The organism is Acidovorax sp. PRC11, assembly GCF_031844105.1.
Taxonomy (GTDB): domain Bacteria; phylum Pseudomonadota; class Gammaproteobacteria; order Burkholderiales; family Burkholderiaceae_C; genus Paracidovorax.
On record NZ_JAUZUQ010000030.1, the window covers coordinates 1 to 25,265 of the forward strand.

The window sequence follows — 25,265 nt, forward strand, 5'->3', positions numbered from 1 at the left end:
ATTCCGGCACGCCCGCGGCCCCCACCGCGCCGGCGCCGGCGTCGGCCCCTGCCCCGCGCCCTGCTCCGGTGCCGGAAGCGCCGCCCGAGGAGCCCAGCTTCCTCGACACCCTGCTCGAGAACCCGCTGCTGCCGATCGCGGGCGGCGGGCTGCTGGCACTGCTGCTGGGCTACGGCGTCTACCGCTCGGTGCAGAATCGCCGCAACCGCAGCGCGGTGGACAGCTCCTTCCTCGAGAGCAAGCTCCAGCCCGACTCGTTCTTCGGTGCGAGCGGCGGGCAGCGCGTGGACACGGCCAACAGCCAGATGACCACCGGCTCGTCGTCGATGGTGTATTCGCCCAGCCAGCTCGATGCCGGCGGCGACGTGGATCCGGTGGCCGAAGCGGACGTCTACCTGGCCTATGGCCGCGACCTGCAGGCCGAGGAGATCCTCAAGGAAGCCCTGCGGCACAGCCCCGACCGCATCGCGGTGCATGCGAAGCTGGCGGAGATCTACGCCAAGCGCCAGGACCGCAAGGCGCTGAACGCGGTCGCGCAGGACGTGTTCCGGCTCACCGACGGCCTGGGCCCGGACTGGAACCGCGTGGCGGATCTCGGCCGCGGCATCGATCCGGAGAACCCGCTCTACCAGCCCGGCGGCCGTCCGCCGGTCCTCGGCGACGAGCCGGCCTATCCCGGCGAAGGTTTCGCGAGCACGCTCACCGACGGCCGCACCGCGGGCATCGCGGGAGCCGCCGCGGCGGGCGCTGCCGCGGGTGCCGCAGCGGCCTATGCGGCCGCACCGGCCACCGTGCAGCCGCCGGACCTCGACCTGGACCTGGACCTCGACCTGCCGGACGATGCCCTGACCGAGGCGCCGGCCGCCCCGGGCGCGTTCGCCGCCTCCATCGCGCCGCCGCTCGCACCCGCCGAGGAACCCGATCCGGCCGACGAGCCCCTGGCCTTCGATCCCGAGCCCACGGCACCGACCCCGATGGCGTCCCGCGCGCCCGAGGAGGCACCGCAGGCCCCCGCGCTCGACTTCCCCGATGCGCTGTCGCTCGAAGACTCCACGCGCGCCGGCCTCGAACCCGAGGCGGCCCCGGAATCGGCGCCGGTGCCCCTCGAGTTCGACCTGGGCGATCTCTCGCTGGACCTGGACGCCGACACGGCACGTCCCGGCACGGGCGCAGGCATGGGTGCCGGCGCGGAGCCGCCGGCCTCCTCTTTCGGCGCCGATGCGGGCACGGCGGAAGACACTCCGGACTCCCTGGAGCTGCCGGACGATCCGCTCGCCACCAAGCTCGCGCTGGCGGAAGAGTTCAACGCGATCGGAGATGCCGAAGGCGCCCGCACGCTGGTCGAAGAAGTGATCGCGGAATCCTCCGGGCCGCTGAAGGCCCGGGCGCAGCGCCTGCTGGCCGACCTGGGCTGATGGCCGGCGGGTTCGCGCGCGGCCGGCAGGGCCGTGGGGGGCTCCGGCCATGAGGGTGGCACTGGGCGTCAGCTACAACGGCTCGGCCTACCGCGGCTGGCAGAGCCAGCCCGGGGGCCTCACGGTGCAGGACCGGCTCGAAGCCGCCCTGGCGCGCTTCGCCACGCACGAGGTGTCCACGGTCTGCGCCGGCCGCACCGACGCGGGCGTGCACGGCCTCATGCAGGTGGTGCATTTCGACACGCCGCTGGAACGCACGCCGTTTTCCTGGGTGCGCGGCACCAACACCTTCCTGCCGCCGGACATCGCGGTGCAGTGGGCGCGCACCGTGCCCGACGCCTTCCACTCCCGTGCGTGCGCCACGGCGCGCCGCTACGCCTACGTGCTGCTGCAGTCGCCGGTGCGGCCCAGCGTGGAGGCGGGCCGCGTGGGATGGGTCTTCCATGCCCTGGACGGCGAGGCCATGCGCGACGCGGCGGCCCACCTGCTCGGGGAGCACGATTTCACCTCGTTCCGGGCATCCGCCTGCCAGGCCAAGTCGCCGGTCAAGACCCTGCACCGCATCGACATCACGCGCCGGGGCCTGCCGCAGGCGCCGCGCGCGGAGGGTCCGGCCAGCCGCGACGACGTTCCCACCTGCTACTGGCGCTTCGAGTTCGAGGGCAACGCCTTCCTGCACCACATGGTGCGCAACATCATGGGGTGCCTCGTGGCCGTCGGCCAGGGGCAGCATCCGCCCGGCTGGATGGAGTCGGTGCTGGGCGCCCGCTCGCGCGATGCGGCGGCGCCCACGTTCTCCCCGGACGGCCTGTATTTTCTCGGTCCGGTCTACGATGCCGCGTGGGGACTGCCCACGCGCACGGCTGCGTATGATTGGCTGCCCTGACGGCCCGCGCGGCGGCTGACTCGCGCGGCCCGCCGCGTGGGGCGGGCGGCTCCGCGGGCCTGCGGATTCCGCCGCCTCCCGCGGCGCGGCCCTGCCTTCGTCCACGCTCCAGACATCCCCCACTGCCGCGATGACCACACCTCCCGCTCCCTCCGCCTCCGCCAGCCGGTCCGCCGGCGCCGCCCAGCGCACGCGCATCAAGATCTGCGGACTGACCCGCGAGCAGGACGTGGACGCGGCCGTGCAGGCCGGCGCCGATGCGGTCGGCTTCGTGCTCTATGCGAAAAGCCCGCGGGCCGTTACGCCCGCGCGCGCGGCCGAGCTGGCCCGGCGCCTGCCGCCCTTCGTCACGCCCGTGCTGCTGTTCGTGAATGCCGATGCCGCCGAGGTGCAGGCCGCCTGCGCGCAGGTGCCCGCCGCGCTGCTGCAGTTCCACGGCGACGAAACCCCCGAGGCCTGCCGCGCCGCGGCCGATGCGGGCCGGCGGCCCTTCATGCGGGCGGCCCGCATTCCCCTGGGCGCGCATGCCCCGGCGTTCGACCTCGTACAATTCGCAGAGCAATACTCACACGCCCAGGCCATCCTGCTCGACGCCCACGTCGACGGCTATGGCGGCGGCGGCAAGGCATTCAATTGGTCACTCCTTCCACCAAGCGTCGGCTCTCACCTCGTTTTGTCTGGTGGACTCACGCCTGCAAACGTGACCGATGGCATCTTGCAGGTGCGGCCGCGCGGCCTCTCGCTCGCGGTTGACGTCAGCTCCGGCGTGGAAGCCGAAGGCCCCGACGGCCTTCCGCTGCGGGGTATCAAGGACGCCGGCAAGATCCAACGCTTCATCGCCGCCGTGCGCGCGGCCGATGGGCATTTTGCGAAGAACGATTGATGCTTTCCTACCAACAGCCCGACGCGTCGGGCCACTTCGGCCGCTACGGCGGCAGTTTCGCGAGCGAGACGCTCACGCACGCCCTCACCGAACTGCGCGAGGCCTATGCCCGCTACCAGAACGACCCGGAGTTCCTGAAGGAATTCCACAGCGAACTCGCGCACTTCGTGGGCCGGCCCTCGCCGGTCTACCACGCCGCGCGCATGAGCCGCGAGATGGGCGGCGCGCAGATCTTCCTCAAGCGGGAAGACCTCAACCACACGGGCGCGCACAAGATCAACAACGTGATCGGGCAGGCCATGCTCGCCCGCCGCATGGGCAAGCCGCGCGTGATCGCCGAAACCGGCGCCGGCCAGCACGGCGTGGCGACGGCCACCATCTGCGCGCGCTACGGCCTGGAGTGCGTGGTGTACATGGGCGCCGAAGACGTGAAGCGCCAGAGCCCGAACGTCTACCGCATGAAGCTCCTGGGCGCCACCGTGGTGCCCGTGGAATCCGGCAGCCGCACGCTCAAGGACGCACTCAACGAGGCCATGCGCGACTGGGTCGCGAACGTGGACGACACCTTCTACATCATCGGTACCGTGGCCGGCCCGCACCCCTATCCGATGATGGTGCGCGACTTCCAGAGCGTGATCGGCACCGAATGCCTCGCGCAGATGCCCGGCATGCTGGCCGAGCAGCGCATCGCCGCCGAGCACCCCGATGCGGTGATCGCCTGCGTGGGCGGCGGCAGCAACGCCATGGGCATCTTCCACCCCTACATCCCGCACCAGACAACGCGCCTCATCGGCGTGGAGGCGGCGGGCGAAGGGCTGGACAGCGGCAAGCATTCGGCATCGCTGCAGCGCGGCAGCGCGGGCGTGCTGCACGGCAACCGCACCTTCATCCTGCAGGACCAGAACGGCCAGATCACCGAGACGCACAGCATCAGCGCCGGCCTCGACTACCCCGGCGTCGGCCCCGAGCACGCCTGGCTGCAGGAGATCGGCCGCGCCGAATACGTGGGCATCACCGACAAGGAGGCGCTCGACGCCTTCCACTACCTGTGCCGCACCGAGGGCATCATCCCGGCGCTCGAATCGAGCCATGCCGTGGCCTATGCGATGCAGCTCGCCAGGACGATGCGCACCGACCAGTCCATCCTCGTGAACCTCTCGGGCCGCGGCGACAAGGACATCGGCACCGTGGCGGACCTCTCCGGCGTGGACTTCTACGACCGCCCGTCGATGCGGGGCCACGCCGTGAAGGGAGGGCCTGCGGCATGAGCGCAGTTTCCATGACGACTTCTTCCTCCACCTCTGCCGCTCCTGCCGCTGCGCCGGCCGTGGACACGCCCGCTCCCCGCGGGCGCATCGCCACGGCCTTCGCCGACCTGCAGGCGCGCGGCCGCAAGGCCCTGATTCCCTACGTGACGGCCGGCTTCCCGTTCGCCGACATCACGCCCGCGCTGATGCACGGCATGGTGGAGGCCGGTGCCGACGTGATCGAGCTCGGCGTGCCGTTCTCCGATCCGATGGCCGACGGCCCGGTGATCCAGAAGGCCGGCGAGAAGGCCCTGTCGCTCGGCGTGGGCATGGCCCAGGTGCTGGGCCACGTGCGCGAGTTCCGCCAGCGCAACGCGAAGACGCCCGTGGTGCTGATGGGCTATGCCAACCCGGTGGAGCGCTACGACCAGGTCCACGGCAAGGACGCCTTCGTGCGCGACGCGGCCGAGGCCGGCGTGGACGGCGTGCTGATCGTGGACTACCCGCCCGAGGAGTGCGAGGACTTCGCGGCCCGGCTGCGCGCGCGCGGCATGGACCTGATCTTCCTGCTGGCCCCCACCAGCACGGAGGAGCGCATGCAGCAGGTGGCGCGCGTGGCGAGCGGGTACGTCTACTACGTGTCGCTCAAGGGCGTGACCGGCTCCGGCGCGCTCGACACCACGGCCGTGGAGGCCATGCTGCCGGTGATCCGCCGCCATGTGCACATCCCCGTGGGCGTGGGCTTCGGCATCCGCGACGCGGCCACCGCGCAGGCCATCGGCCGCGTGGCCGACGCCGTGGTGATCGGCAGCCGCATCATCCAGTTGCTGGACGACCAGCCGCACGAGAAGGTGGTGCCCCTGGCCATCGATTTCCTGCGGGGGGTGCGCAAGGCGCTCGACACGTAGAATCAGAGAACATCCCCCTGAGCGGCTTTGCCGCTTCCCCCTTCTCTCGCGCTTCGCGCGGGAAGGGGGACGACGCCTACGGCCCGGCGGAGCCGGTTCCGTGGCGTCCACTGGCGTGGGCCGCGCCGGTTTTGAGGTCGCGGTGCTGCCACCTTTGCCATTCATTCGAGGAATACACCCATGTCCTGGCTCGAAAAACTCCTGCCGTCCAAGATCCAGCAGTCCGACCCGACGGAGCGCCGCCAGGTGCCCGAGGGGCTGTGGATCAAGTGCCCGAGCTGCGAGACGGTGCTCTACAAGACCGATCTGGAGCACAACCAGAACGTCTGCCCGCACTGCAGCCACCACCACCGCATCAACGCCCGCCCGCGGCTGGATGCCTTCCTCGATCCGGAAGGCCGCTACGAGCTGGGCCAGGAAGTGCTGCCGGTGGACGCGCTCAAGTTCAAGGACAGCCGCAAGTACACCGAGCGCCTGAAGGAGGCCCTGGAGAACACGGGCGAGACCGACGCGCTCATCGTCATGGGCGGCTCGGTCAAGAGCATCAACGTGGTGGTCGCCTGCTTCGAGTTCGACTTCATGGGTGGCTCGATGGGCAGCGTGGTGGGCGAGCGCTTCGTGCGCGGCGTCGAGACCGCCATCGAGCAGAAGGTGCCGTTCATCTGCTTCACCGCCACGGGCGGCGCGCGCATGCAGGAGGGCCTGCTCTCGCTCATGCAGATGGCCAAGACCAATGCCGCGCTCACGCGGCTCGCCAAGAAGGGCCTGCCCTACATCAGCGTGCTCACCGACCCGACCATGGGCGGCGTCTCGGCCGGTTTCGCCTTCGTGGGCGACATCGTGATCGCCGAGCCCAAGGCACTGATCGGCTTCGCCGGCCCGCGCGTGATCGAGTCCACCGTGCGCGTGACGCTGCCGGAAGGCTTCCAGCGCGCCGAGTTCCTGCAGACCAAGGGTGCCGTGGACTTCATCTGCGACCGCCGCGAGCTGCGCGACACCGTGGCCCGCAGCCTGGCCATGCTGCAGCGCCTGCCGGCCGACTCCGTGGCCTGAGTCCCAGCGCCGCCGGCTTGCCGCCGACGTCGCCGAGCCGCCGCTCCCCTAGCCCGGGGCCGGCGGCTTTTTCGTGGGAAAGGCTCACATCAGCACCGCGCCCTGCAGATGGCCCAGCACGATCATCACCACTTGCAGCAGCACGATGGCGACCAGGGGCGACAGGTCCACGCCCCCCAGCAGCGGGATCACCCGGCGCAGCGGGCGCAGCACGGGGTCGCAGAGGCGGGAGACCACGTCGGCGATCGGCGAGCGCGTCTGCACCCACGACAGTACCGCCGCCACGATCAACAGGCCCATCATGCCGGAGACCGCCACCCGGGCGAGGCCGAACAGCGCCAGCCACGGCACCCAGGCCAGGCCGGCGCTCGCGCCCAGCAGCAGCCAGAGCAGCAGGTACTGCGCGAGCTGGATCAGCAGGGCCGCCACGAAGCTCGACCAGTCCCACCGCCCCGTGGCGGGAATGATGCGGCGCAGCGGCATCACGAGCCAGTCGCTGAGGGCGAACACCAGCCGGCCGATCGGGTTGCCGAAGGGCACGCGCTGGGCCTGCATGTACAGGCGCAGCAGGCAGGCACCGGTGAGCAGGCCGCCCACCACGTCGAGCAGGAAAGAGGCGATCTGGAAGAACATGGATTCCTGAAAAGGGTGAAGGCCCGGCGCGGGCCTTTTCGCCGTGGGATGATAGCGGGCCCTACCGGCCACGCCCATGACCTTCGCCCCTCCCCCCTCCGAGCCGCCGGCGGCGCCGCCGCTCACGCTCACTTCGCTGCCGCTGTTCCCGCTCGGCACCGTGCTGTTCCCCGGCGGCCTGCTGGCGCTGCGGGTCTTCGAGGTGCGCTACCTCGACATGGTGCGCAAATGCCGCCAGGCCGGCGCGCCGTTCGGCGTGGTGGCGCTCACCGATGGCCATGAAGTGCGCCAGGCGGGCGCCGCGCCCGAGAAATTCCACGACGTCGGCACGATCGCCGCGATCTCGGACCTGGATGACTCCCACCCCGGGCTGATCGCGCTGCGGGCGAGGGGCGCGGAGCGCTTCCGCATCGTCCGCCGCCAGCTGCTGCCGCACGGGCTGTGGATCGCCGACGTCGAACAGCTGCCGCCGGACGTTCCCGTGGCGGTCCCGGAAGACCTCCGCAAGACCGCCACCGCCCTGGAACAGGTGCTGACCCGCCTGCGCGACCGCAGCCCCGACGACGCGAGCCTGCCCGATCCCGGTGCGGAGCAGCTGGAAGATTGCGGCTGGGTGGCCAACCGCTGGTGCGAACTGCTGCCGGTACCGATCGATCTGAAACAGCAGCTGATGCAGCTCGACAGCCCGCTGCTGCGGCTCGAACTGGTGGGCGACGTGCTGGACCGCACGGGCATCGCGCCGTGAACCCCGGCTGCGCCACCGCGCCGCTGCCGTGCGCGGATTTCGCGTGAACGTCCTGCAGGTCATCACCAAGGGCGAGGTCGGGGGGGCGCAGAGCCATGTGCGCACGCTGTGCGCCGAGCTGCAGGGCCGGGGCGTGCACGTCGAGGTCGCCGTCGGAGGAACCCGGCCGGAGCCGCTCGCCATCGACCTGGACGCCCTGGGCCTGCCGGTGCACCGCATCGCCGCGCTCGGCAACCGCCTGCATCCCCTGCCGCTCTGGCGCGCCACGCGCGATCTGCTGCGCGTCGTGCGCGAGCGCCGGCCCGATCTGCTGCACGCGCACAGTGCGATGGCCGGCGTCGCGGCGCGCGTCGCGGGTGCGCTGGCCGGGGTGCCCGTGGTCTACACCGTGCACGGCTTCGCCTTCAAGCCGGGCCATCCGCCATTGCGGCGTGCCATCGCCTGGGCCACCGAATGCCTGCTGGCGCCGTTCACCCGCCGGCTGGTCTGCGTCTCCGCCCACGAACAGGCGCTGGCACGCGCGCTGCCGCTGCCCCGGCGGCGCGTCCGCGTGATCGCGAACGGGGTGGAGGACCTGCCCCGCGCCGCCCCCGGCCCGGAACCCATGGCCCGCACCGCCCCCCTCTCCGCGGTGATGGTGGCGCGCATGGCGCCCCCGAAGCGGCCGGACCTGCTGCTGCAGGCCCTCGCCCGCGTGCGCGACCTGCGCGGCGAAGAGCTGCCCGCCTGCTTCCTCGGCAGCGGGCCCGACCTCGCCGCGCACCGCGCGCTGGCCGAGCGGCTGAAGCTGCAGGCGGTGCGCTTCGAAGGCGACGTGGCCGACGTGCCCGCGCACCTGGCTCGGCACGCGGTGTTCGTGCTGGTGTCGGACCACGAGGGCCTGCCAATCTCGCTCATCGAGGCCATGCGGGCCGGCATGGCCATCGTGGCCAGCGATCTGCCGGGCGTGCGGGAACTGCTGCCGGACGCGGAGTGCGCACTGCATGTTCCACCGGATGCCGGCGCACTCGCGGAGGCGCTGCGGCAACTGATAGAGTCGCCGGCAACCCGCGCCCGCCTCGGTGCGGCCGCCCGGCGGCGCTACGAGCGGCACTACACCGCAGGACGCATGGGCGACGCCGTGCAGGCGCTCTATGCCGACGCGCTGCGCGGCGCCCCTTCCCGGACCCCATGAACACCAGCATCCCGCACCGCGAGCTCGGCTCTTCCACGGCGCACCGGCAGGGCGCGGTCCTGCGCTGGGCGCTCGGCGGCACGGTGACGCTGCTGGCGAGCTACCTCATCGGCCTGGAACTGCAGCGGCGCGGCTGGGCCACCTACCAGTTCCCGCAGACGGTGCTCTGGTGCCTGATCCCCTATGCCGTCACGGCCCACTGGCTCTACAGCGGCGCCTACCTGCCGCAGTTCGAGGGCCGCAGCTTCCTCATCGTGGCCACCGCGGTGCCGTACCTCGCCACGCCACTGGGCTTCGCGCTGCTGCAGCGTCCGTATTCGCGCGGCGCCGTCCTGCTTTCCTACCTGCTGTCGGCGGCCTGGTTCCTCGCGGGGCACTGGCGGCAGCGCCGGTTGCACGCGCTGCGCCTCGCCTGCCTGGACGCCTCCGTCCCCTCGCGCCTGCGGGAACTGCTCGGCACCCCCGCCGGTGCGGGATTGCGCCACATCGCACTGCGGCCCTGGGCGGAATTCACGGCATCCTCGCCCGCGGCCCGTCCGGGGGCCGATGCGCCATGGGCCGGCGTGGTGCTCGACACCCGCACGCCGCCGGACGAGGCGCGCGAGCGCCAGATCTGCGCGCTGCGCCTGCAGCACGTCCGGCTCTACAGCGTGGAAACCGTGGCCGAACTGCTGAGCGGCCGCAAGATGCTGCCGGCCGCATCGGTCCATGACCTGTGGGCGCTGGATGGCCATCCGGCCTACGACAGCGTCAAGCGCCTGCTGGATGCGGCCCTGGTCATCGCCACGCTCCCGCTGTGGCTGCCGCTGTGCCTGCTGGTGGGGCTGGGCGTCAAGCTGGATTCGCCGGGCCCGATGCTGTTCTCGCAGATGCGCGTCGGGCGCAACGGCCGGCCTTTCCGGCTCTGGAAGCTGCGCAGCATGCGCACCGCCACGCCCGGCACGGAATCCGCCCGCTTCGCGAGCGTGGACGACGAACGCGTCACCCGCCTGGGCCGCTTCATCCGCCGCATGCGGCTGGACGAGTTGCCCCAGCTCTGGAACGTGCTGCGCGGCGACATGAGCCTGATCGGCCCGCGGCCCGAACAGGCGCAGTTCGTGGAGGCCTTCGCCGCGCGCATTCCCGCCTACCCGTACCGCCACCTCGTGCGCCCCGGGCTGACCGGCTGGGCGCAGGTGCAGCAGGGCTACGCAGGCAGCGAGGAGGAAACCAGCGTGAAGCTCAGCTACGACCTCTACTACCTGGAGCATTACTCGCTCTCGCTCGATCTGCTGATCGCGTACAAGACGGTGCGCATCGTGCTCACGGGCTTCGGCGCCCGCTGAAAGGCCCGCCTTGGCCCGCACGTCCACCGCACCATTCCCGCCCCCCCCATCGCCACCGTCCCCGCGGCCGCCCCGCGTGTGCCTGCTGCGCGAGGACGGCGCCGTGGGCGGCGTCAACACGGTGATCGACGCGCTGTGCACGGGCCTGCAGCAGCGGGGATGGGGCCATCCCGACGTACAGGCGCTGCGCGGCGGGGGACCGGCGCAGTGGTGGCGCGCCGCGCGCGACTGCGACGTGCTGGTCGCCACGAACGCCTTCCGCACGGCGCACGTCGCACGGCTGCTCGGGGCCGTGCTGCGCAAGCCGGTCGTCACGTGGGTCCACGGCCCGCTGCTGGAAGTGCTCGCGACGGCCGGCACGCCGCGGCTGCAGCGCGCCCGGCTGCGCTGGCTGCACCGCGGCACGGCCCGCTTCGTGTTCGTCTCGGAGGACGCGCGCAGGTCCATGGCCGCATTCCTCGGCACGGCACTGCCCGCGGGGCGGGCCCGCGTCATTCCGAACCCCCTGCCCTTCGATGCGCCCGCGGCCGCGGACCTGCGCCCGCCGAACCCGCCGAACCCGCCGAACCCGTCGCCGGGCGGCGTGGTGGAGATGGGCTTCGTGGGGCGCCTGTCGCCCGAAAAGGAGCCCGCGCGCCTGCTCGCCCTGCTGCGCAGCCTGCCGGAACGCTTCCGCCTCACCGTGGTGGGTGACGGCCCGCTGCGCGCCACGCTCGAAGCCGCGGGTGCCGATCTGGTGGCGCAGGGCCGGCTGGCCTTCGCGGGCGAGCGCCCCCGGGGCCGCACGCTGTCGCCCGAATGGCGGCTGACGGTGCTCACGTCCCGCTACGAAGGCAGCCCCGTGAGCGCGCTCGAATCCGTGGCCGCCGGCATTCCGTTCGTGGCGCCCGCGCTGCCGGCCTTCACGGAGGCCGCGCCCGGACCGGCCGCCTGCCTGCTCGCGCACGACGCCAGTGCAGAGGCGCTGGCCCGCACCGTGCAGGACGTGCTGGCCCTTCCGCCCGCACGGCTGCAGGCCGCGCTGGACAGCGTGCGGGCGCGCCATGCACCGGCCCGTTTCATCGATGCCTGGTGCGCCGCGCTGCAGGAGGCCGCGGACCGATGCTGATCCATTTCATCCACCGCGGCGACGCCTACCTGCCGGAACTCGCCGCATACGCGGCGTTTCTGGAGTCGCGCGGGCATGCCGGCCAGGTGCACCGCCACCTCGACTCCGTGCCGCGCGATGCGCAGGTGCTCTGGTGGATGTGCGGCCGGGTCGCGCCGGCCGAGGCGCAGCGCTTTCCCTCGGCCATGCAGGTGCACGAATACGCATCGGCCTCGGTTCCGCCGCTCGCGTGGATCAAGGACTGCGCCAAGCGCTGGCGGCAACCGCGGCCGCACTACCGCATCTTCCAGAACGACTGGGTGCGCGCGCGCCTGGACCCGGGCGACGGCGTGCCCTGGGAGCTGCGCGACATGGGCATCGACCCTGCGGGGTTCGCGCCCATGCGGCAGGACGCTGCGGCGCCGACGGCCCCGGCGCCGCCATCGCTCCGGCCCCATGATTTCGTCTACCTCGGCGAGATGGGCCGCCTGCGCCACTTCCTGCCGCTGTTCGACGGCCTGGCCCGGGCCGGGCGCAGCGTGCTGCTCGTCGGCGACCTGCCGGCCGGCCTGCGCGAGCGCCTGCTGCGCACGGGCCAGGTGACGGCCACGGGCCGGGTCGCGCACGCGGAAGTCCCCGCCTGGCTGCGGCAGGCACGCTGGGGACTGAACCTCGTACCCGCCCGCGCGCCCTACGACCGGCAGACGTCGACCAAGCTGCTGGAATACTGCGCCGCTGGCCTGCCCGTGGTGAGCACCGACTACGCCTGGGTGCGCGGTTTCGAACGCCGCCAGGGCGCCCGGTTCGCCTACGTCCCCGGTCGGGCGGATGCCGGGCGCTACGCCGCCCTGCTCGGCCCCGCGCTGGAGACCTGCGCCCCGGTGGTGCCGGACGTGCACGCGCTGGCCTGGCCGCACATCCTGGCCTCGCTTGGCATCTGGCGCCAGCTCGGGTTGGAGCCCGGCGCATGAAACTGCCGCGCGCCACGCTCGCGGTGGCCCTGGGCAGCGCGGTCTCGCTGGCGGCCCAGGCGCTGTTCAGCCTCGTCATGCTGCGGTGGTTCACGCCGCAGGCCGTGGGCACGTTCTCCGTCGTGGGCCAGATCGCCTTCTTCTGGATGACGCTCGCCCTGGCACAGAGCCCCCTCACGCTGCTGGCCGATGCGCACGTGCCCGCGCGCCAGGCGCTGCGCTCCGCCCTGGCGGCCAGCCTGCGCCGCATGCTCTGGCTCGCCCCGGCCGTGGTGGCCGCCGTGGCGTGGAGCCGGCTGCCCTCCCCGGCCTGGGCCCTGGCCTGGGCCGGCGGCCTCGCGCTGCTGCAGGGGGGCTGGTACCTCGCCCAGCCCTATGCCCTCAGGACGCGGTCGCCGCAGGCCGCCGCGCTCGCCAAGGCGGCGCCGCCCGTGACCGCGCTCGCGGTGGCCACGCTGGCGGCCCTGGCCTGGCCCGATGAACCGGTGGCGGGACTGCTGTGCGCGGCATTGGCCGGCTACGCCGCCGGGGCGCTCTGGCTGCTGCCGCCGCGCCGGGCCGCGCAAGCCGGTCCCGGCCCCGAGGCCGCGCGCGGCACGGAAGGCCCGGTGGCAGTACCCGCGGGCACGCAGCGCGACGGCCGCAGCATCCGCCTCCGGCTGGCCCACACGGCCGTGGATGCCCTCACCGGCGCGGGCCTGCTGATCGTCTGGCAGCGCACGCACGGCGCGGCCGACGCGGGCTATCTGGCGGTGCTGCTGCGCCTGCTCGGATTCGTGCCGGTGGTCGTGCACGCCTCGTGGGCCCAGGTGCTGCTCGCGGGCGGAAGCGGGCAGGCGGGGTCTCCGCTGCGCGTCGGCCTGGCCGGCGCCGTGGCGACCCTTGCCCTGGGCGCCGCCGGCGCCGGGGCCCTGTACGCAGGGCTGGCGCCCTCCTGGCAGGCTGCCCTGCCCTACGTGGCACCGCTCGCGCTCTGGCAGGCGGCGGCCTGCGTGCACGCCGCCTGCAGCCACCTGCCCTTCCAGCAGGGCCGGGCGACGGCGTTCTCGCGCACCGCCATTGCCGTGGCACTGCTGCAGTGGGCCCTGCTGGCGCTGCCGGCCTGGTGGCCGGGCGCGCCGATCGCGGCGGTGGCGCACGCCTGGTGCCTGGGCGCGGCATCGGCCGCGGCACTGCTCGCCTGGGCCCTGTGGATGGCGGGTTTGGGCAAACGGGGCGGCCAAACTTAAAATCCCCCCTTTTTGTCCGTTCCGTCTTTTCTCCCACCGCGCCTGCCTGCGGACCTCCATGTCTGAAAACCAACCTACCTCCCCGGCCCCTTCCCTCGACGACAACCAACTCATCGCCGAGCGCCGCGAAAAACTCAAGGCCCTGCGGGAGGCCCAGGCACAGGGCAGGGGCGTGGCGTTCCCCAACGACTTCCAGCCCGCGCACCATGCGGCCGACCTGCAGGCGCAGTACGCCGAGACCGGTGCCGAGACGCTCGAGGCCACCCCCGTGCCCGTGCGCGTGGCCGGCCGCATGATGCTCAAGCGCGTGATGGGCAAGGCCAGCTTCGCCACCGTGCAGGACGGCTCGCTCGGCACCACCGGCGGCCGCATCCAGATCTACGTCACGCGCGACGCGATCGGCGAAGAGGCCTACGCCGCCTTCAAGCACTGGGACCTGGGCGACATCGTGGGCGCCGAAGGCACGCTCATGAAGACCAAGACCGGCGAGCTGTCGGTCCGGGTGACCACGCTGCGGCTGCTCACCAAGAGCCTGCGCCCCATGCCCGACAAGTTCCACGGCGTGGCCGACCAGGAGGTCAAGTACCGCCAGCGCTACGTCGACCTGATGACCGACGAGGCCGCCCGCAGGCGCTTCATCGCGCGCAGCAGGGCCGTGAGCGGCATCCGCGAGTTCATGGTGCAGCACGGCTTCCTGGAGGTCGAGACGCCCATGCTCCACCCGATTCCCGGCGGCGCCAACGCCAAGCCGTTCGTGACCCACCACAACGCGCTCGAGCAGGAGATGTACCTGCGCATCGCGCCCGAGCTCTACTTGAAGCGCCTCGTGGTCGGCGGCTTCGAGCGCGTGTTCGAGATCAACCGCAACTTCCGCAACGAAGGCATCTCGGTGCGCCACAACCCCGAGTTCACGATGATGGAGTTCTACGCGGCCTACTGGAACTACCGCGACCTGATGGACTTCACCGAGCAGCTCGTGCGCGACGCCGCCACGAAGGCGGCGGGCAGCCTGCAGCTCACCTACCAGGGCCGGGCGGTGGACCTGTCGCAGCCCTTCGAGCGCCTGACGATCCGCGAGGCCATCCTGCGCCACACCGAGGCCGGCGACGGCGTGGACGATGCCGCCTGGCTGATCGCCGCGCTGCGCAAGCTCGGCCTCTCCGAGGAGAAGAACCGCCTCTCCACCCGCACGCTGGCGGGCCTGCAGGTGCTCTACTTCGAGGAGACCGTGGAGGACAAGCTCTGGCAGCCCACCTTCATCATGGAGCACCCGACCGAGATCAGCCCGCTCGCGCGCGCCAACGACACGCGCCCCGAGGTGACTGAACGCTTCGAGCTCTACATCACGGGCCGCGAGTTCGGCAACGGCTTCTCCGAGCTCAACGACGCGGAAGACCAGGCCGCCCGCTTCCAGTCGCAGGTGGAGGCCAAGGACAGCGGCGACGACGAGGCCATGTACTTCGACCACGACTTCGTGCGCGCGCTCGAATACGGCATGCCGCCCGCCGGCGGCTGCGGCATCGGCATCGACCGGCTCATGATGCTGCTCACGGACAGCCCGAGCATCCGCGACGTGATCCTGTTCCCGGCCCTGCGCCGCGAGCACTGAGCGCCCCGGCGCCGGCCGCGCACCCGCGGACGGCCCGGCAGTCCGCGCCGGCGGCAGGCCGGTGCTACAGTGCTTCCACCGCTGCCGCGCACCGGGGCGGGCGCACCCGGCCGCGCCTGCCCTGCCCCGCTTCCATCCGAGAAAGAGGAAGGCCGATGACCACACTGCCTCCCGCCACGCCCGCGGCTTCCGCGCGGCCTGCAGACCTCCAGCCACCCGCCTCCGGGCCTTTCTCCGTGCTGGTGGTGGAAGACCAGGCCTCGGTGCGCGCGGCGCTGGTGGGCGAGCTGAAGCACGCCGGGGTCTTCGACGTGATGGAGGCCGCCTCGGGCGACGTGGCGCTGCAGCTCTTCAAGCTGCGCCGCCCCGACCTGGTGCTGCTGGACATCCGGCTCTCCGACCACAACGACGGCTACTGGGTCGCGCAACAGATGCGCGAGGCCGAGCCGGGCGGATGGACGCCCATCATCTTCCTGTCCGGGCTGGACAGCGACCTGGATGTCTGGCGCGGCATCGAGGCGGGCGGCGACGACTACCTCGTCAAACCGGTGAAACCGATCGTGCTGGTGGCCAAGCTGCGCGCCATGCGCCGGCTGCTGGACATGCGCCGGCGGCTGGTGACGATGTCCGAAGAGCTCCACCTGGCCAACCAGCGCCTCAACGAGATGGTCGAGGTGGACCCGCTCACCGGCCTCGTCAACCGGCGCGGCTTCGACCGCATCCTGCACAGCGAGATCCTGGCCGCGCGCCGCGACGGCCTGCCGCTCACGCTGATGCTGTGCGACCTGGACCATTTCAAGCGCTTCAACGATACCGTCGGCCACGTGCAGGGCGACGCCTGCCTGCGCGAAGTCGGGCGGATACTGAAGGAAGTGTGCGTGCGTCCGCGCGATGCGGCGGCCCGCTACGGCGGCGAGGAATTCGCGCTCATCCTGCCCAACACGCCCCGCTCGGGCGCCATGACCTTCGCCCGCGCGCTCGGCAGCCTGATGGACCGGCGCGCCATCGCCCACCCGGACTCGCCCCTGGGCGCGAGCCTCACCCTCTCGGGCGGCATCACGACCTGCGTGCCGGACGACAGCACCAGCGCCGAAGGCATGCTGATGCGCGCGGACGAAGCGCTCTATGCGGCGAAGGCCCAGGGCCGCGCTCGCTTCTTCAGCTTCGAGATGCAGATGGATACCATCGAGCAGCTGCGCGGCTGAACGGCCCGGCGGCCGCCCGGGAACCCTCGCGCCCGGGAGCGCTCACCTGAAGGGGTGAGCCTGCCCGAACCGTCCCTTTCCCTTTCCGATCCGCTGAACGCCTTGCATCCCCTGTCCACCGCGCGGCTGCGCACCTACTTCCCCGACTGGATGCAGGAATGGCTCGACATCATCGTGCCGGGCCTGCAGATCATCCTCATCCTGGTGCTGGCGATGCTGCTGCAGCGCACGCTGCGCCGCCTGCTCGAGCGCGCCGGCCGGCACTACCAGTGGCCGATCGAACTCATGGTGCCGGTCACCGGGCTCGTGCGCTGGGTCATCATGGGCAGCGCGATCCTGCTGGTGCTGGAGCGGCTGGGCGTCTCGGCCACCGTGCTGTGGACCGCGTTCACCGGCTTCGCGGCCGTGGGTGCGGTCGCATTCTTCGCGGCCTGGAGCGTGCTCTCCAACCTGTTCTGCGCACTGCTGATCTTCACCGTGGGACCGTTCCGGCTGGGCGACTACATCGAGGTGCTGGACACCGCGGAGAAGCCCGGGGCCAAGGGCCGCGTGGTGGACATCAACCTGCTCTACACCACGCTGGAGGATTTCCACGGCACGGCCGAGGTGCCGATGCTGCTGCAGATTCCCAATGCCCTGATCTTCCAGAGGGTGGTGCGGCGCTGGAAGGTGGCGCCGCCCATTCCGGACGCCGTCCACCATGCCGCCACCGAAGCCGGCGCGGCCACGCCGGCGGCGGCGACACCGAGTCCCGCGCCCGCGCCCGCTCCGGCCGCGGCCGCCATGGTGCAGCCCTCCGCGGCGCCGGGCGCGCCGAACGCCTGAGCGGCGCCTGCGGCAGACGAAGGCCTCCCTCCGCTTCAGCGGCCCTCGCCGTGCGGCCTGTGGCCGCCGTCCTGGCCGTGCGGCGGATGCGGGGGCTCGTGCGGCATGCGGGCAGGCGGCGGGGCCTGCAGGGCGCCCCGCAGGCTCTCGTGCATGGCCGCGGGGCGCGGCTCGGGCCGGGCTTCCGCCCGCGGGAAGGACTGCTGCTGCGGCGGCGGGGCCGGTTGCAGCGCCGCCACGGGTGCCTCGCGCGGCGCGGCATGGACCGGAGACACCGGCTCCGCCATGCGCGGCGCCGGCACCGCACGGGCGGGGGGCGACTGCAGCGCATGGGCCATCGACGCCTCTCTCGGCATCTGCGCCTGGGCGGGGGCATCGCCCCGGAACGAGGGCCGCGGGCCTTCCCCGCGCATCGGCTCCGCCAGGCCGCGAGGCTCCTGGAAGGGGCGGGCCTGGAGCGCGGCCTGTGCCGGAAGAACGTCGGCGCGGGCCGGTTCGGGCCGGTTCCATCCCCGGTCCGCGGCGGATGGAGAGTGCACCGCCGCCAACGGTGCCGGAGACAGGGCCTGCCGCGGCGGCGCCCCGGCAGCAGGCGCGGCGCGGCCTTCGCGGTCGGGACCGCTGCGCTGCAGCGCCGCCCCGAGGCCCTGCTCCGGTGCGCCGCGGTGCGCGGCATCCACCGGCCGCGCCAGGGCCTGCACCGGCAGCGTGGGCGCCAAGGCCCGGCCCTGCGGCTCCTGGAGCTGCGGCTGCGGCGCCCCGCCGGACGACGGCAGGCGCATCCGCGCCATCCGCTCGCCCGGCGGCAGCATCCCGACGCCGGGATGGCCCGGGGCTGCGTGGCCTTCGTGCAGCGCCGCAGCGAGCGGCCGCGCATCCGGCAGCGCGGCAACGGCCTGCGGCGGCCGGCCGGGCGCCATGGCCCCTGGAGGCGGCAGCCCTGCCTGCAGGCCGGCGCCGGAACCACCGCCCGGCAGCATTCCCGCCACCGGCGAGGCCGCCCCCGGCGCACCGGCCGGCTGCCCCCCCGGCGCGTTCACATAGACGTTGCGGTTGTTCACGGTGATGCGGTTGTGGATGTTCTCGATCACCGTGGGCGAGTTCGACACGTAGGTGGCGCCGCGGTAGAGCACGGCGGGGCCCCAGGCGGGCGGCGGCGGTGCGGGCCCCCAGGCCACCGGCGCGGGCGGAGGCGGCGGGCCCCAGTGCAGGTTCCAGGCGTCCCAGCCCCAGGCATGGTGGTGGCTCGCGACCGCGCCCACCAGCACGCCCGCGCCGAAGGCCAGCGCACCCACCGCCACCGGGTCGGGGCCGGTGGACACCGCCACGGGCGCCGGCGCGGGCACGGCCCAGCGGTAGCTCGGGTACACCGGCACCGGCGTGCCGTACACCACGGCCGGGTCGTAGCGCGGCACGTAGACGGTCTGCACCTCCGTGGGCTGGATGGTGATCACCGTAGGCGGCGGCGCGATCACCGCCGGCCCCTGGTAGAGCGCCACGGGCGGCTGCGCAGGTGCCGGCGGCGGAGGCAGGCTGCGCGCCTCCACCGTGGCGACGCGCAGGTGGGGCGACGCCTTCAGGGTACCGGCCTTCGCGGCACGCGCCCGCATCACCTGGATCGCGTTCATCACGTCGGAGGGGTCGTGGTAGTAGGCCTTGCCCAGCGCGGTCGTCCACGGCAGGTTGGCGGCCATCTGCTCCAGCACGTTCGGGAACGCCGTGAGCGATTTCACGCTCGGGTCCCAGGGTTGCGGGTCCACCGCCGCGGCCAGCGCGCCGCCCCGGGCGGACGGGTTCTGCGCGAGCCAGGTTTCGGCGGCGCCGATCTGGTCGGGATAGGTCGCGCCCGCGAGGATCTGGGCCACCAGCCGGTCCGGATAGAGCGCGATCGGCGCCACCATCTGGTAGAGCGCATCCGCGGACGGCGGCGTGTAGGCCACCGGCACGGCGGGGGCCGCGGCGGCCGGTGCGGCGGCCGGCTCCACGGCAGGTGCCGCCGCCTCCGCCTTCGGCGTGGGAGATCCAGAGGGCTGGCAGCCGGCGAGCGCGCAGGCGGCCGCCAGCAGGGCGAGCGTTGCGCCGTGCCGCCGCGCTGGCGTGCGCCGTGGCGGGGTGGAAGCGTTGAGCGGGATGGGAGCGAACACCATGGAGACCTCCGGCGGAGGCCCCGCGCCATCGGGGCGGCAGCTTCCGCATGGAGGCCTAACGCGGAGTCGCTCCGGCCGTTGACGGCACCTGTATGCCGATGTGTCCGGCGCCGGCGGGCGGCGCGGCATTTCCCCTTCCGATTCTTCAACGCCACCGTGCAGTTACGGCATCCGGAGGCTCCCCGCGCCGAAACACTCGATTACACCTGCGCGCCGTATCGCTCGGCCCAGCCCTACATGCCGCGCCTTGCCCGGGCAAGACCTCAGGGCAGGCATTCCAGCGCACGCAGGTACGCCGGCTCGAGCATGAGTTCGTCCCAGGGATGCGGCAGCGTCTGCGGCAGCAGGGCCAGGCGCCGGGCCTCGCTGTCGGCAGAGGGCCGCCAGCGGCCCTGGGTGCGTGCCAGCTCCAGCCCATCGAGCAGATCGTCCAGCACCCGGCCCTGCGCGGCGCCCTCGCCCACCAGGCTCTGGTTGCACAGCAGCACCAGGTCGCAACCGGCATCCAGCGCGGCCAGCGAAGCGTCCGCATAGCCGACCACCTGCCCGTCGATGCGGCGCGCGCCTTCCATGCTCAGGTCGTCGCTGAAGATCGCACCGCCGAAGCGCAGGCGCTCGCGCAGGATCTCCTGCAGCCACTTGCGCGAGAAGCCGGCCGGGCGCCCATCCACGCGCGGATAGATCACGTGCGCGGGCATCACGGCCGACAGCGTGTTGGACAGCCAGGCATACGGCGCGGCATCGTCCGCCAGGATCGCGCGCAGGCCGCGCCGGTCCACGGGAACGTCGGTGTGCGAATCCGCCGCCACGAAGCCATGGCCGGGGAAGTGTTTGCCGCAGTGCGCCATGCCCGCCTGCAGCATGCCGTGCGCCACGCTCTTGGCCAGCAGGGCCACGACGCGCGGATCACGGTGGAAGGCCCGGTCGCCGATCACGCGGCTCACCGAAGCCGCCCCGGCGCCGGCCTGCCAGTCAAGGTCCAGCACGGGCGCGAACGCGAAATCCACGCCGCAGGCCCGCAGCTCGCTCGCCAGCACGTAGCCCACGGCGGTGGCGGCATCGGTGGCGCGCAGGGCGCCGCTGCCGGCACCCTGGCGGCCGTCGTCCATCCACAGAGTGCCCAGCGCCCGCATGGGCGGCAGGTGCGTGAAGCCGTCGGTGCGGAAGCGCTGCACGCGGCCGCCTTCGTGGTCCACGCAGATCAGCAGGTCGGCGCGCACGGCCTTGATCGCGGCGGTGAGTTCCAGCAGTTGCGCGCGGTCCTGCCAGTTGCGCGCGAACAGGATCACGCCGCCCGTGAGCGGGTGCGCCAGCCGGCGGCGATCGGCCGCGGTGAGCGCCGTGTCGGCGACGTCGAGGATGACGGGGGAATGTTCGGTATCGGAGGTCATGCAGCAAGGTCCCGGCACGCCGGGTGTTGAAGAAATCGAAGGCCCGGGGCCGGCTCAGGCCTGGGCGGGCGCGGTGGCGGGCAAGGCCGGCGCCGCGCGCTCCACCACGCAGAAGCTCGCCGCATAGTCGCTCTCGTCGGTGACGCTCAGGTGGCAGTGCAGCCCACGCTCCTCGAACCACGTCTTGAGCGCACCGTGCAGCACGATGACGGGCTGGCCGCTCGGCAGCTTGGCGACCTCGCAGGAGCGCCACGTCATCGGCATGCGCATGCCCATGCCGATCGCCTTGCTGAAGGCCTCCTTGGCGGAGAAGCGCGTGGCCAGGTAGCGCACGCCGCGTTCGGGCCAGCGCGCGCTGCGCGCGCGCCACGCCGCCAGCTCGCCTTCCGCGAGCACCTTCTCGGCGAAGCGGTCGCCGTGGCGCTCCAGGCTCGCCCGGATGCGGCGCACGTCGCAGATGTCGGTGCCGATGCCGTAGATCATACGCCGGCCCGCGCCGCCATGCCACCCTCGATGCAGCGCTGGTAGGCCTGCACGGTGGCGGCGTAGCCCCGCTCCAGCGCATCGGCGATGAAGGCGTGCCCGATCGACACCTCCAGCACGCCCGGCACGCCGGCGACGAAGGCCGCGAGGTTGTCGCGGTTCAGATCGTGCCCGGCGTTCACGCCCAGGCCGGCGTCCAGCGCGGCGCGGGCGGCCGCGGCATAGCGCGCGAGCTGCGCGGACTGCGCCTGCGTGCCCCAGGCGGCCGCGTACGGCTCGGTGTAGAGCTCCACCCGGTCGGCACCCACGGCCCGCGCGGCGGCCATCTGGCCGGGCTCCGGGTCCATGAACAGGCTCACGCGCACGCCCAGGCTCCGGCATTCGGCCACGAGGGGCGCCAAGCGCTCGGCGTCCTGCGGAAAGCTCCAGCCGTGGTCGCTGGTGAACTGGTCCTCGCCGTCCGGCACGAACGTCGCCTGGTGCGGGCGCACCGTGCGGATGAACTCCATCAGGTTCTGCGACGGATTGCCCTCGATGTTGAATTCGCGGTCGGGCCATTCGCGCAGGAGGGCGGCGAGCGCATGCACGTCGTCCGCCCGGATGTGGCGGCCGTCGGGGCGCGGATGGACCGTGATGCCCTGCGCGCCGGCCGCGAGGCACTGCTGCGCGGCGCGCTCCACGCTGGGAATGCCGAGGTGCCGCGTATTGCGCACCAGGGCCACCTTGTTCACGTTCACCGACAGCGCGGTGCGCAGGAGGGAATGCTGGGTCATAGGGACTGAAGATCGATCATGAGCTGCCGGGTCCGCAGCAAAGGGCTTCCGCAATGGTATTGCAGCAGCGTACGCAGCTGCGGCTTGAGTTCGGCGGCCAGCGACGCGCCCCCGGGCACGCCCGTGACGATCGCGCGCAGCGTGGCCGTGTACGGCTGCGCCTCGCCCAGCGTGCGCTCGAGCAGCCGCCATTGCGCGCCATCCAGCGTGCTGCGGTCCGCGGCCACGGCGGCCCTCAGGCCCCCTTCGGGCACCAGCGCGTAGCGCGTGCCGGCCTCCAGCGGCGCGAGCGTGGCCGTCTCCGCATCCAGCGCGGGCAGCAGCCCGATCTCGCGCAACAGCAGCAGCTCGAAGCTGCGCAGCACTGGCTCCAGCGCATCGCCATGCTCGCTGGCCAGCACCCGCACCACGCCGGCATAGGCATCGAACAGCGCCGCATGCGTGTCCTCGCGCGCCAGCAGCCGCATCAGCAACTCGTTCAGGTACAGGCCCGACAGCAGCGCATCGCCCGTCGGCATCACGTGTCCCCCCACCCACTCGGCCCCCTTCAGCCCGTGCACCTCTTCCCGCCCCTCGCTGCTCGCCGCGTAGGTCACGCGCAGCGGCTGCAGCGGCAGCAGCACCGGCCGGAAGTTGGACGTCGGCTTCTTCGCCCCCCGCGCCACCAGCGCCACCCGCCCATGGTGGCGCGTGAACACGTCCAGGATCAGGCTCGACTCGCTCCAGTCGTAGCGGTGCAGCACATAGGCGGGTTCGTCGGAAATGCGGCGTGCGGCCATGGAGGGCTATGCAATCAATGGCTGCTTTGCGTCGATGGACACTGACAAGCGGGAAACCGTTTTACCCGGAATCAAGGCGCCAGCATCCCGGCTGCGGGCTGGCAATCGCCAGCGGCCCGGGTGCCGCCACGGGACGAAAGGCCGCGGAGCAGGCCAAGCCAGCAGACGCCGCGGAACGGGCTTCGCCCGGCCGCTGGCGTCGTCCCCCTGGGGGGAAGGCGCCGCAGGCGACTCAGGGGGGAGTCATTCATACCCGAAGGACCGAACCCGCGCCTCGTCGTCGGCCCAGCCCGAACGCACCTTCACCCAGACCTCGAGGAACACTTTCGCATCCATCAGCCGCTCCATTTCCTGCCGCGCCTCGGTGCTGATGCGCTTCAGGCGCTCGCCCTTGTCGCCGATCACCATGGCCTTGTGGCTGTCGCGCTCCACCACGATGGTGGCCGCCACGCGGATGAAGCGCTTGTGGGTCTTGCTGGGCTCTTCCTCCATCTTGTCGATGACGACGGTGGAGGTGTAGGGCAGTTCGTCGCCGGTGAAGCGGAAGAGCTTCTCGCGCACCGTCTCGCTGGCGAGGAACTTCTCGCTGCGGTCCGTCAGCTCGTCTTCGCCGTAGAACCAGGGCTGCTCGGGCAGGTATTTCCCGCAGATGCCGAACAGCCGCTCGATGTCGCCCTTGTTCTTGGCGGACATGGGCACGAACTCGGCGAACGGATGGCGCTCCTGCATGCCCTTGAGCCAGGGCGCGATCTCGGCGCGGCGGTGCACCTCGTCGAGCTTGTTGGCGATCAGCAGCGTCGGAATGCCGGGCTTGAAGAGCGACAGCACCTTGGCGTCGGCCAGCGTGAAGCTGCCCGCCTCGACCACGAAGAGGATCAGGTCCACGTCGCCGATCGCGCCCATCACCGTCTTGTTGAGCGACTTGTTGAGCGCCGTGCTGTGCCGCGTCTGGAAGCCGGGCGTGTCGACGAAGACGAACTGCGTGCCTTCGCGCGTGCGGATGCCGGTGATGCGGTGGCGCGTGGTCTGCGCCTTGCGCGAGGTGATACTGATCTTCTGCCCGACCAGCGCGTTCATGAGCGTGGACTTGCCGACGTTTGGCTTGCCCACGATGGCGATGAGGCCACAGCGCTGCGGGCCCTGCGCGGCGGTGGCCTCCGCAGCGGTGCCGGCGCCAGCACCGGACTTGGCGGGCGCAGCGCCCGGACGCGCCGCGGCCAGCATGGCCTCCAGGTCGTCCTGGGGGGCGGCAGGGCTGCCGGGCTGGCCGGAAGCGGGAGGGACGGAGGAATTCATGGGTGTTTCGCTTTCAGGGTGGCCAGCATGGCGGCGGCGGCGGCCTGTTCGCCCGCCCTGCGCGATCCGCCGATGCCGCGCTCGGTCAGGCCCAGTTCCGGGATGTCGCATTCCACGTCGAAGGTCTGCCGGTGGGCGGCTCCCACCGTGGCGACGACCCGGTACTGCGGCACTTTCATTTTGCGGCCCTGCAGCCACTCCTGCAATGCGGTCTTCGCATCCTTCTCGGCCGCCTGCATGCGCGGATTGATCTCCACGTCCTGGTAGAGCCGGTGCACCAGGGCCTCGGCCGGCTGGTAGCCGGCGTCCAGGTACACGGCACCGATCAGCGCCTCGAGCGCGTCGGCCAGGATGGAGGGCCGCTGCTTGCCGCCGGACTTCGTTTCTCCCTCGCCCAGCCGCAGCACCTGGGGCAGCTGCAGGCCCAGGGCGATGCCGTGCAGCGTCTCCTGGCGCACGAGGTTGGCCCGCACGCGCGAGAGATCGCCCTCGGGCAGGTCGCGCAGGCGCCGGTAGAGCAGGCTGGAGACGGCCAGGTTCAGCACCGAATCGCCGAGAAACTCCAGGCGCTCGTTGTGGTCGGCCGAGAAGCTGCGGTGGGTGGTGGCCCGCTGCAGCAGGGACGGATCGGAGAAGGCATGCTGCAGGCGGTCCTGCAGCGCGGAAAGAAGACTGGGTGAAACCAAAACGGAGGGGAAAGGAAGAGGAAAGAAAAAAGAAGGACGTCAGTTCGTCTGTTCGCGGAAGCGATAGACCAGGTACGCGGGGCCGACCAGCGCGATCTCGCGCGAGTACGCGAAGGTCACGACGATCTTGTCGTTGCGCTTCGTCACCTCGAGGTCGTTGCCGCTGATCGAGCTGATGTTGTCGATGGCGGCCGCGCGGTCGAACGCGGCGCGCACCTCGGGAACCGTGGTGGCCTCGCGCGACGCCTTGGTGGCGGCCTTGCGGATGGCCTGGTATTCCAGGAAGACCGGCACCGACTGGCCGCCGATCGCGAACACCGCCACCGCGATCACGGCGAGGAACACGAGGCCGATGAAGGACAGTCCCCGCTGCCGCGAGCGGCGGGCAGCCTGGCAGGCCGGGATGGTGCCCGCGGCGGAGCGATCCGGTGGGAGTTGGTGCGCGTGCATGCCCATGGTCCTGGCCCTCGTCTTTCTTGTGTTGCCGTGCGGCGCCGCCCGGCGGCCGCCGCCGC

24 protein-coding genes are annotated in these 25,265 nt (G+C 72.3%); 15 read left to right on the forward strand and 9 right to left on the reverse strand.

Annotation, left to right across the window (positions count from 1 at the left end; all coding sequences use genetic code 11):
- From Q9R47_RS22210 to accD, 6 genes are all read left to right on the forward strand, one after another.
- On the forward strand, positions 1-1,415 hold a 1,415-nt coding region (locus Q9R47_RS22210; RefSeq protein WP_311235291.1), incomplete at its 5' end, for a FimV/HubP family polar landmark protein.
- A gap of 49 nt (positions 1,416-1,464) precedes the next feature.
- A complete protein-coding gene (gene truA / locus Q9R47_RS22215; RefSeq protein WP_311235292.1) occupies positions 1,465-2,301 on the forward strand; it encodes a tRNA pseudouridine(38-40) synthase TruA in 837 nt (278 codons plus the stop codon).
- A gap of 130 nt (positions 2,302-2,431) precedes the next feature.
- Positions 2,432-3,184, forward strand: coding sequence for a phosphoribosylanthranilate isomerase (locus Q9R47_RS22220; protein WP_311235293.1), 753 nt, complete (start codon positions 2,432-2,434; stop codon positions 3,182-3,184).
- Complete coding sequence (gene trpB, locus Q9R47_RS22225) at positions 3,184-4,452, forward strand: tryptophan synthase subunit beta (RefSeq protein WP_311235294.1); 1,269 nt, start codon at positions 3,184-3,186, stop codon at positions 4,450-4,452. The genes Q9R47_RS22220 and trpB overlap by 1 nt, the downstream gene beginning before the upstream one ends.
- A gap of 11 nt (positions 4,453-4,463) precedes the next feature.
- The gene (gene trpA / locus Q9R47_RS22230) at positions 4,464-5,339 is read left to right on the forward strand and encodes a tryptophan synthase subunit alpha (RefSeq protein ID WP_311235295.1); all 876 of its coding nucleotides are present in this window, start codon (positions 4,464-4,466) and stop codon (positions 5,337-5,339) included.
- Between the two features lie 180 nt (positions 5,340-5,519).
- Entirely contained in the window at positions 5,520-6,392 is an 873-nt protein-coding gene (gene accD / locus Q9R47_RS22235) for an acetyl-CoA carboxylase, carboxyltransferase subunit beta (RefSeq protein WP_311235296.1), read from the forward strand.
- 84 nt (positions 6,393-6,476) lie between these two features.
- Here accD and Q9R47_RS22240 read toward each other — a convergent pair whose 3' ends face one another.
- On the reverse strand, positions 6,477-7,025 hold the full coding sequence (locus Q9R47_RS22240; RefSeq protein ID WP_311235297.1) for a YggT family protein: 549 nt from the start codon (positions 7,023-7,025) through the stop codon (positions 6,477-6,479).
- A 76-nt stretch (positions 7,026-7,101) separates the two neighbouring features.
- Here Q9R47_RS22240 and Q9R47_RS22245 point away from each other — a divergent pair, with 76 nt between their 5' ends.
- From Q9R47_RS22245 to Q9R47_RS22285, 9 genes are all read left to right on the forward strand, one after another.
- On the forward strand, positions 7,102-7,770 hold the full coding sequence (locus Q9R47_RS22245; RefSeq protein WP_311235298.1) for an LON peptidase substrate-binding domain-containing protein: 669 nt from the start codon (positions 7,102-7,104) through the stop codon (positions 7,768-7,770).
- Positions 7,771-7,813: 43 nt separating this feature from the next.
- Positions 7,814-8,944 carry a glycosyltransferase gene (locus Q9R47_RS22250; RefSeq protein WP_311235299.1) on the forward strand — a complete coding sequence of 377 codons (1,131 nt, stop codon included), beginning with the start codon at positions 7,814-7,816 and terminating at the stop codon, positions 8,942-8,944.
- Positions 8,941-10,269, forward strand: a complete 1,329-nt coding sequence (locus Q9R47_RS22255; protein WP_311235300.1) for a sugar transferase — start codon at positions 8,941-8,943, stop codon at positions 10,267-10,269. The genes Q9R47_RS22250 and Q9R47_RS22255 overlap by 4 nt, the downstream gene beginning before the upstream one ends.
- A 10-nt stretch (positions 10,270-10,279) precedes the next feature.
- On the forward strand, positions 10,280-11,377 hold the full coding sequence (locus Q9R47_RS22260) for a glycosyltransferase (RefSeq protein ID WP_311235301.1): 1,098 nt from the start codon (positions 10,280-10,282) through the stop codon (positions 11,375-11,377).
- Positions 11,371-12,327, forward strand: a complete 957-nt coding sequence (locus Q9R47_RS22265) for a glycosyltransferase (protein ID WP_311235302.1) — start codon at positions 11,371-11,373, stop codon at positions 12,325-12,327. The genes Q9R47_RS22260 and Q9R47_RS22265 overlap by 7 nt, the downstream gene beginning before the upstream one ends.
- Positions 12,324-13,556 carry a hypothetical protein gene (locus tag Q9R47_RS22270; RefSeq protein WP_311235303.1) on the forward strand — a complete coding sequence of 411 codons (1,233 nt, stop codon included), beginning with the start codon at positions 12,324-12,326 and terminating at the stop codon, positions 13,554-13,556. Before Q9R47_RS22265 ends, Q9R47_RS22270 begins: the two co-directional genes overlap by 4 nt.
- A gap of 58 nt (positions 13,557-13,614) precedes the next feature.
- Positions 13,615-15,165 carry a lysine--tRNA ligase gene (lysS, locus tag Q9R47_RS22275; RefSeq protein WP_311235304.1) on the forward strand — a complete coding sequence of 517 codons (1,551 nt, stop codon included), beginning with the start codon at positions 13,615-13,617 and terminating at the stop codon, positions 15,163-15,165.
- 155 nt (positions 15,166-15,320) lie between these two features.
- Positions 15,321-16,370: a diguanylate cyclase domain-containing protein gene (locus tag Q9R47_RS22280; protein WP_311235305.1), complete on the forward strand. Its 1,050-nt coding sequence runs from the start codon at positions 15,321-15,323 to the stop codon at positions 16,368-16,370.
- A gap of 150 nt (positions 16,371-16,520) precedes the next feature.
- A complete protein-coding gene (locus Q9R47_RS22285) occupies positions 16,521-17,195 on the forward strand; it encodes a mechanosensitive ion channel family protein (protein ID WP_311235334.1) in 675 nt (224 codons plus the stop codon).
- 35 nt (positions 17,196-17,230) lie between these two features.
- Here Q9R47_RS22285 and Q9R47_RS22290 read toward each other — a convergent pair whose 3' ends face one another.
- The 8 genes from Q9R47_RS22290 to Q9R47_RS22325 form a co-directional block, all read right to left on the reverse strand.
- The gene (locus tag Q9R47_RS22290) at positions 17,231-19,342 is read right to left on the reverse strand and encodes a DUF3300 domain-containing protein (protein WP_311235306.1); all 2,112 of its coding nucleotides are present in this window, start codon (positions 19,340-19,342) and stop codon (positions 17,231-17,233) included.
- A 263-nt stretch (positions 19,343-19,605) separates the two neighbouring features.
- Entirely contained in the window at positions 19,606-20,733 is a 1,128-nt protein-coding gene (gene nagZ / locus Q9R47_RS22295) for a beta-N-acetylhexosaminidase (RefSeq protein ID WP_311235307.1), read from the reverse strand.
- Between the two features lie 54 nt (positions 20,734-20,787).
- On the reverse strand, positions 20,788-21,216 hold the full coding sequence (acpS, locus tag Q9R47_RS22300) for a holo-ACP synthase (RefSeq protein ID WP_311235308.1): 429 nt from the start codon (positions 21,214-21,216) through the stop codon (positions 20,788-20,790).
- Entirely contained in the window at positions 21,213-21,989 is a 777-nt protein-coding gene (locus Q9R47_RS22305) for a pyridoxine 5'-phosphate synthase (protein WP_311235309.1), read from the reverse strand. The genes acpS and Q9R47_RS22305 overlap by 4 nt, the downstream gene beginning before the upstream one ends.
- Positions 21,986-22,768 carry a DNA repair protein RecO gene (gene recO, locus Q9R47_RS22310; protein ID WP_311235310.1) on the reverse strand — a complete coding sequence of 261 codons (783 nt, stop codon included), beginning with the start codon at positions 22,766-22,768 and terminating at the stop codon, positions 21,986-21,988. The genes Q9R47_RS22305 and recO overlap by 4 nt, the downstream gene beginning before the upstream one ends.
- Positions 22,769-23,011: 243 nt before the next feature.
- Positions 23,012-24,064 carry a GTPase Era gene (era, locus tag Q9R47_RS22315; RefSeq protein WP_311235311.1) on the reverse strand — a complete coding sequence of 351 codons (1,053 nt, stop codon included), beginning with the start codon at positions 24,062-24,064 and terminating at the stop codon, positions 23,012-23,014.
- Positions 24,061-24,750, reverse strand: coding sequence for a ribonuclease III (gene rnc / locus Q9R47_RS22320; protein ID WP_311235312.1), 690 nt, complete (start codon positions 24,748-24,750; stop codon positions 24,061-24,063). The genes era and rnc overlap by 4 nt, the downstream gene beginning before the upstream one ends.
- Positions 24,751-24,789: 39 nt before the next feature.
- Positions 24,790-25,206, reverse strand: coding sequence for a DUF4845 domain-containing protein (locus tag Q9R47_RS22325; protein WP_311235313.1), 417 nt, complete (start codon positions 25,204-25,206; stop codon positions 24,790-24,792).
- Between the last annotated feature and the right edge of the window lie 59 nt (positions 25,207-25,265).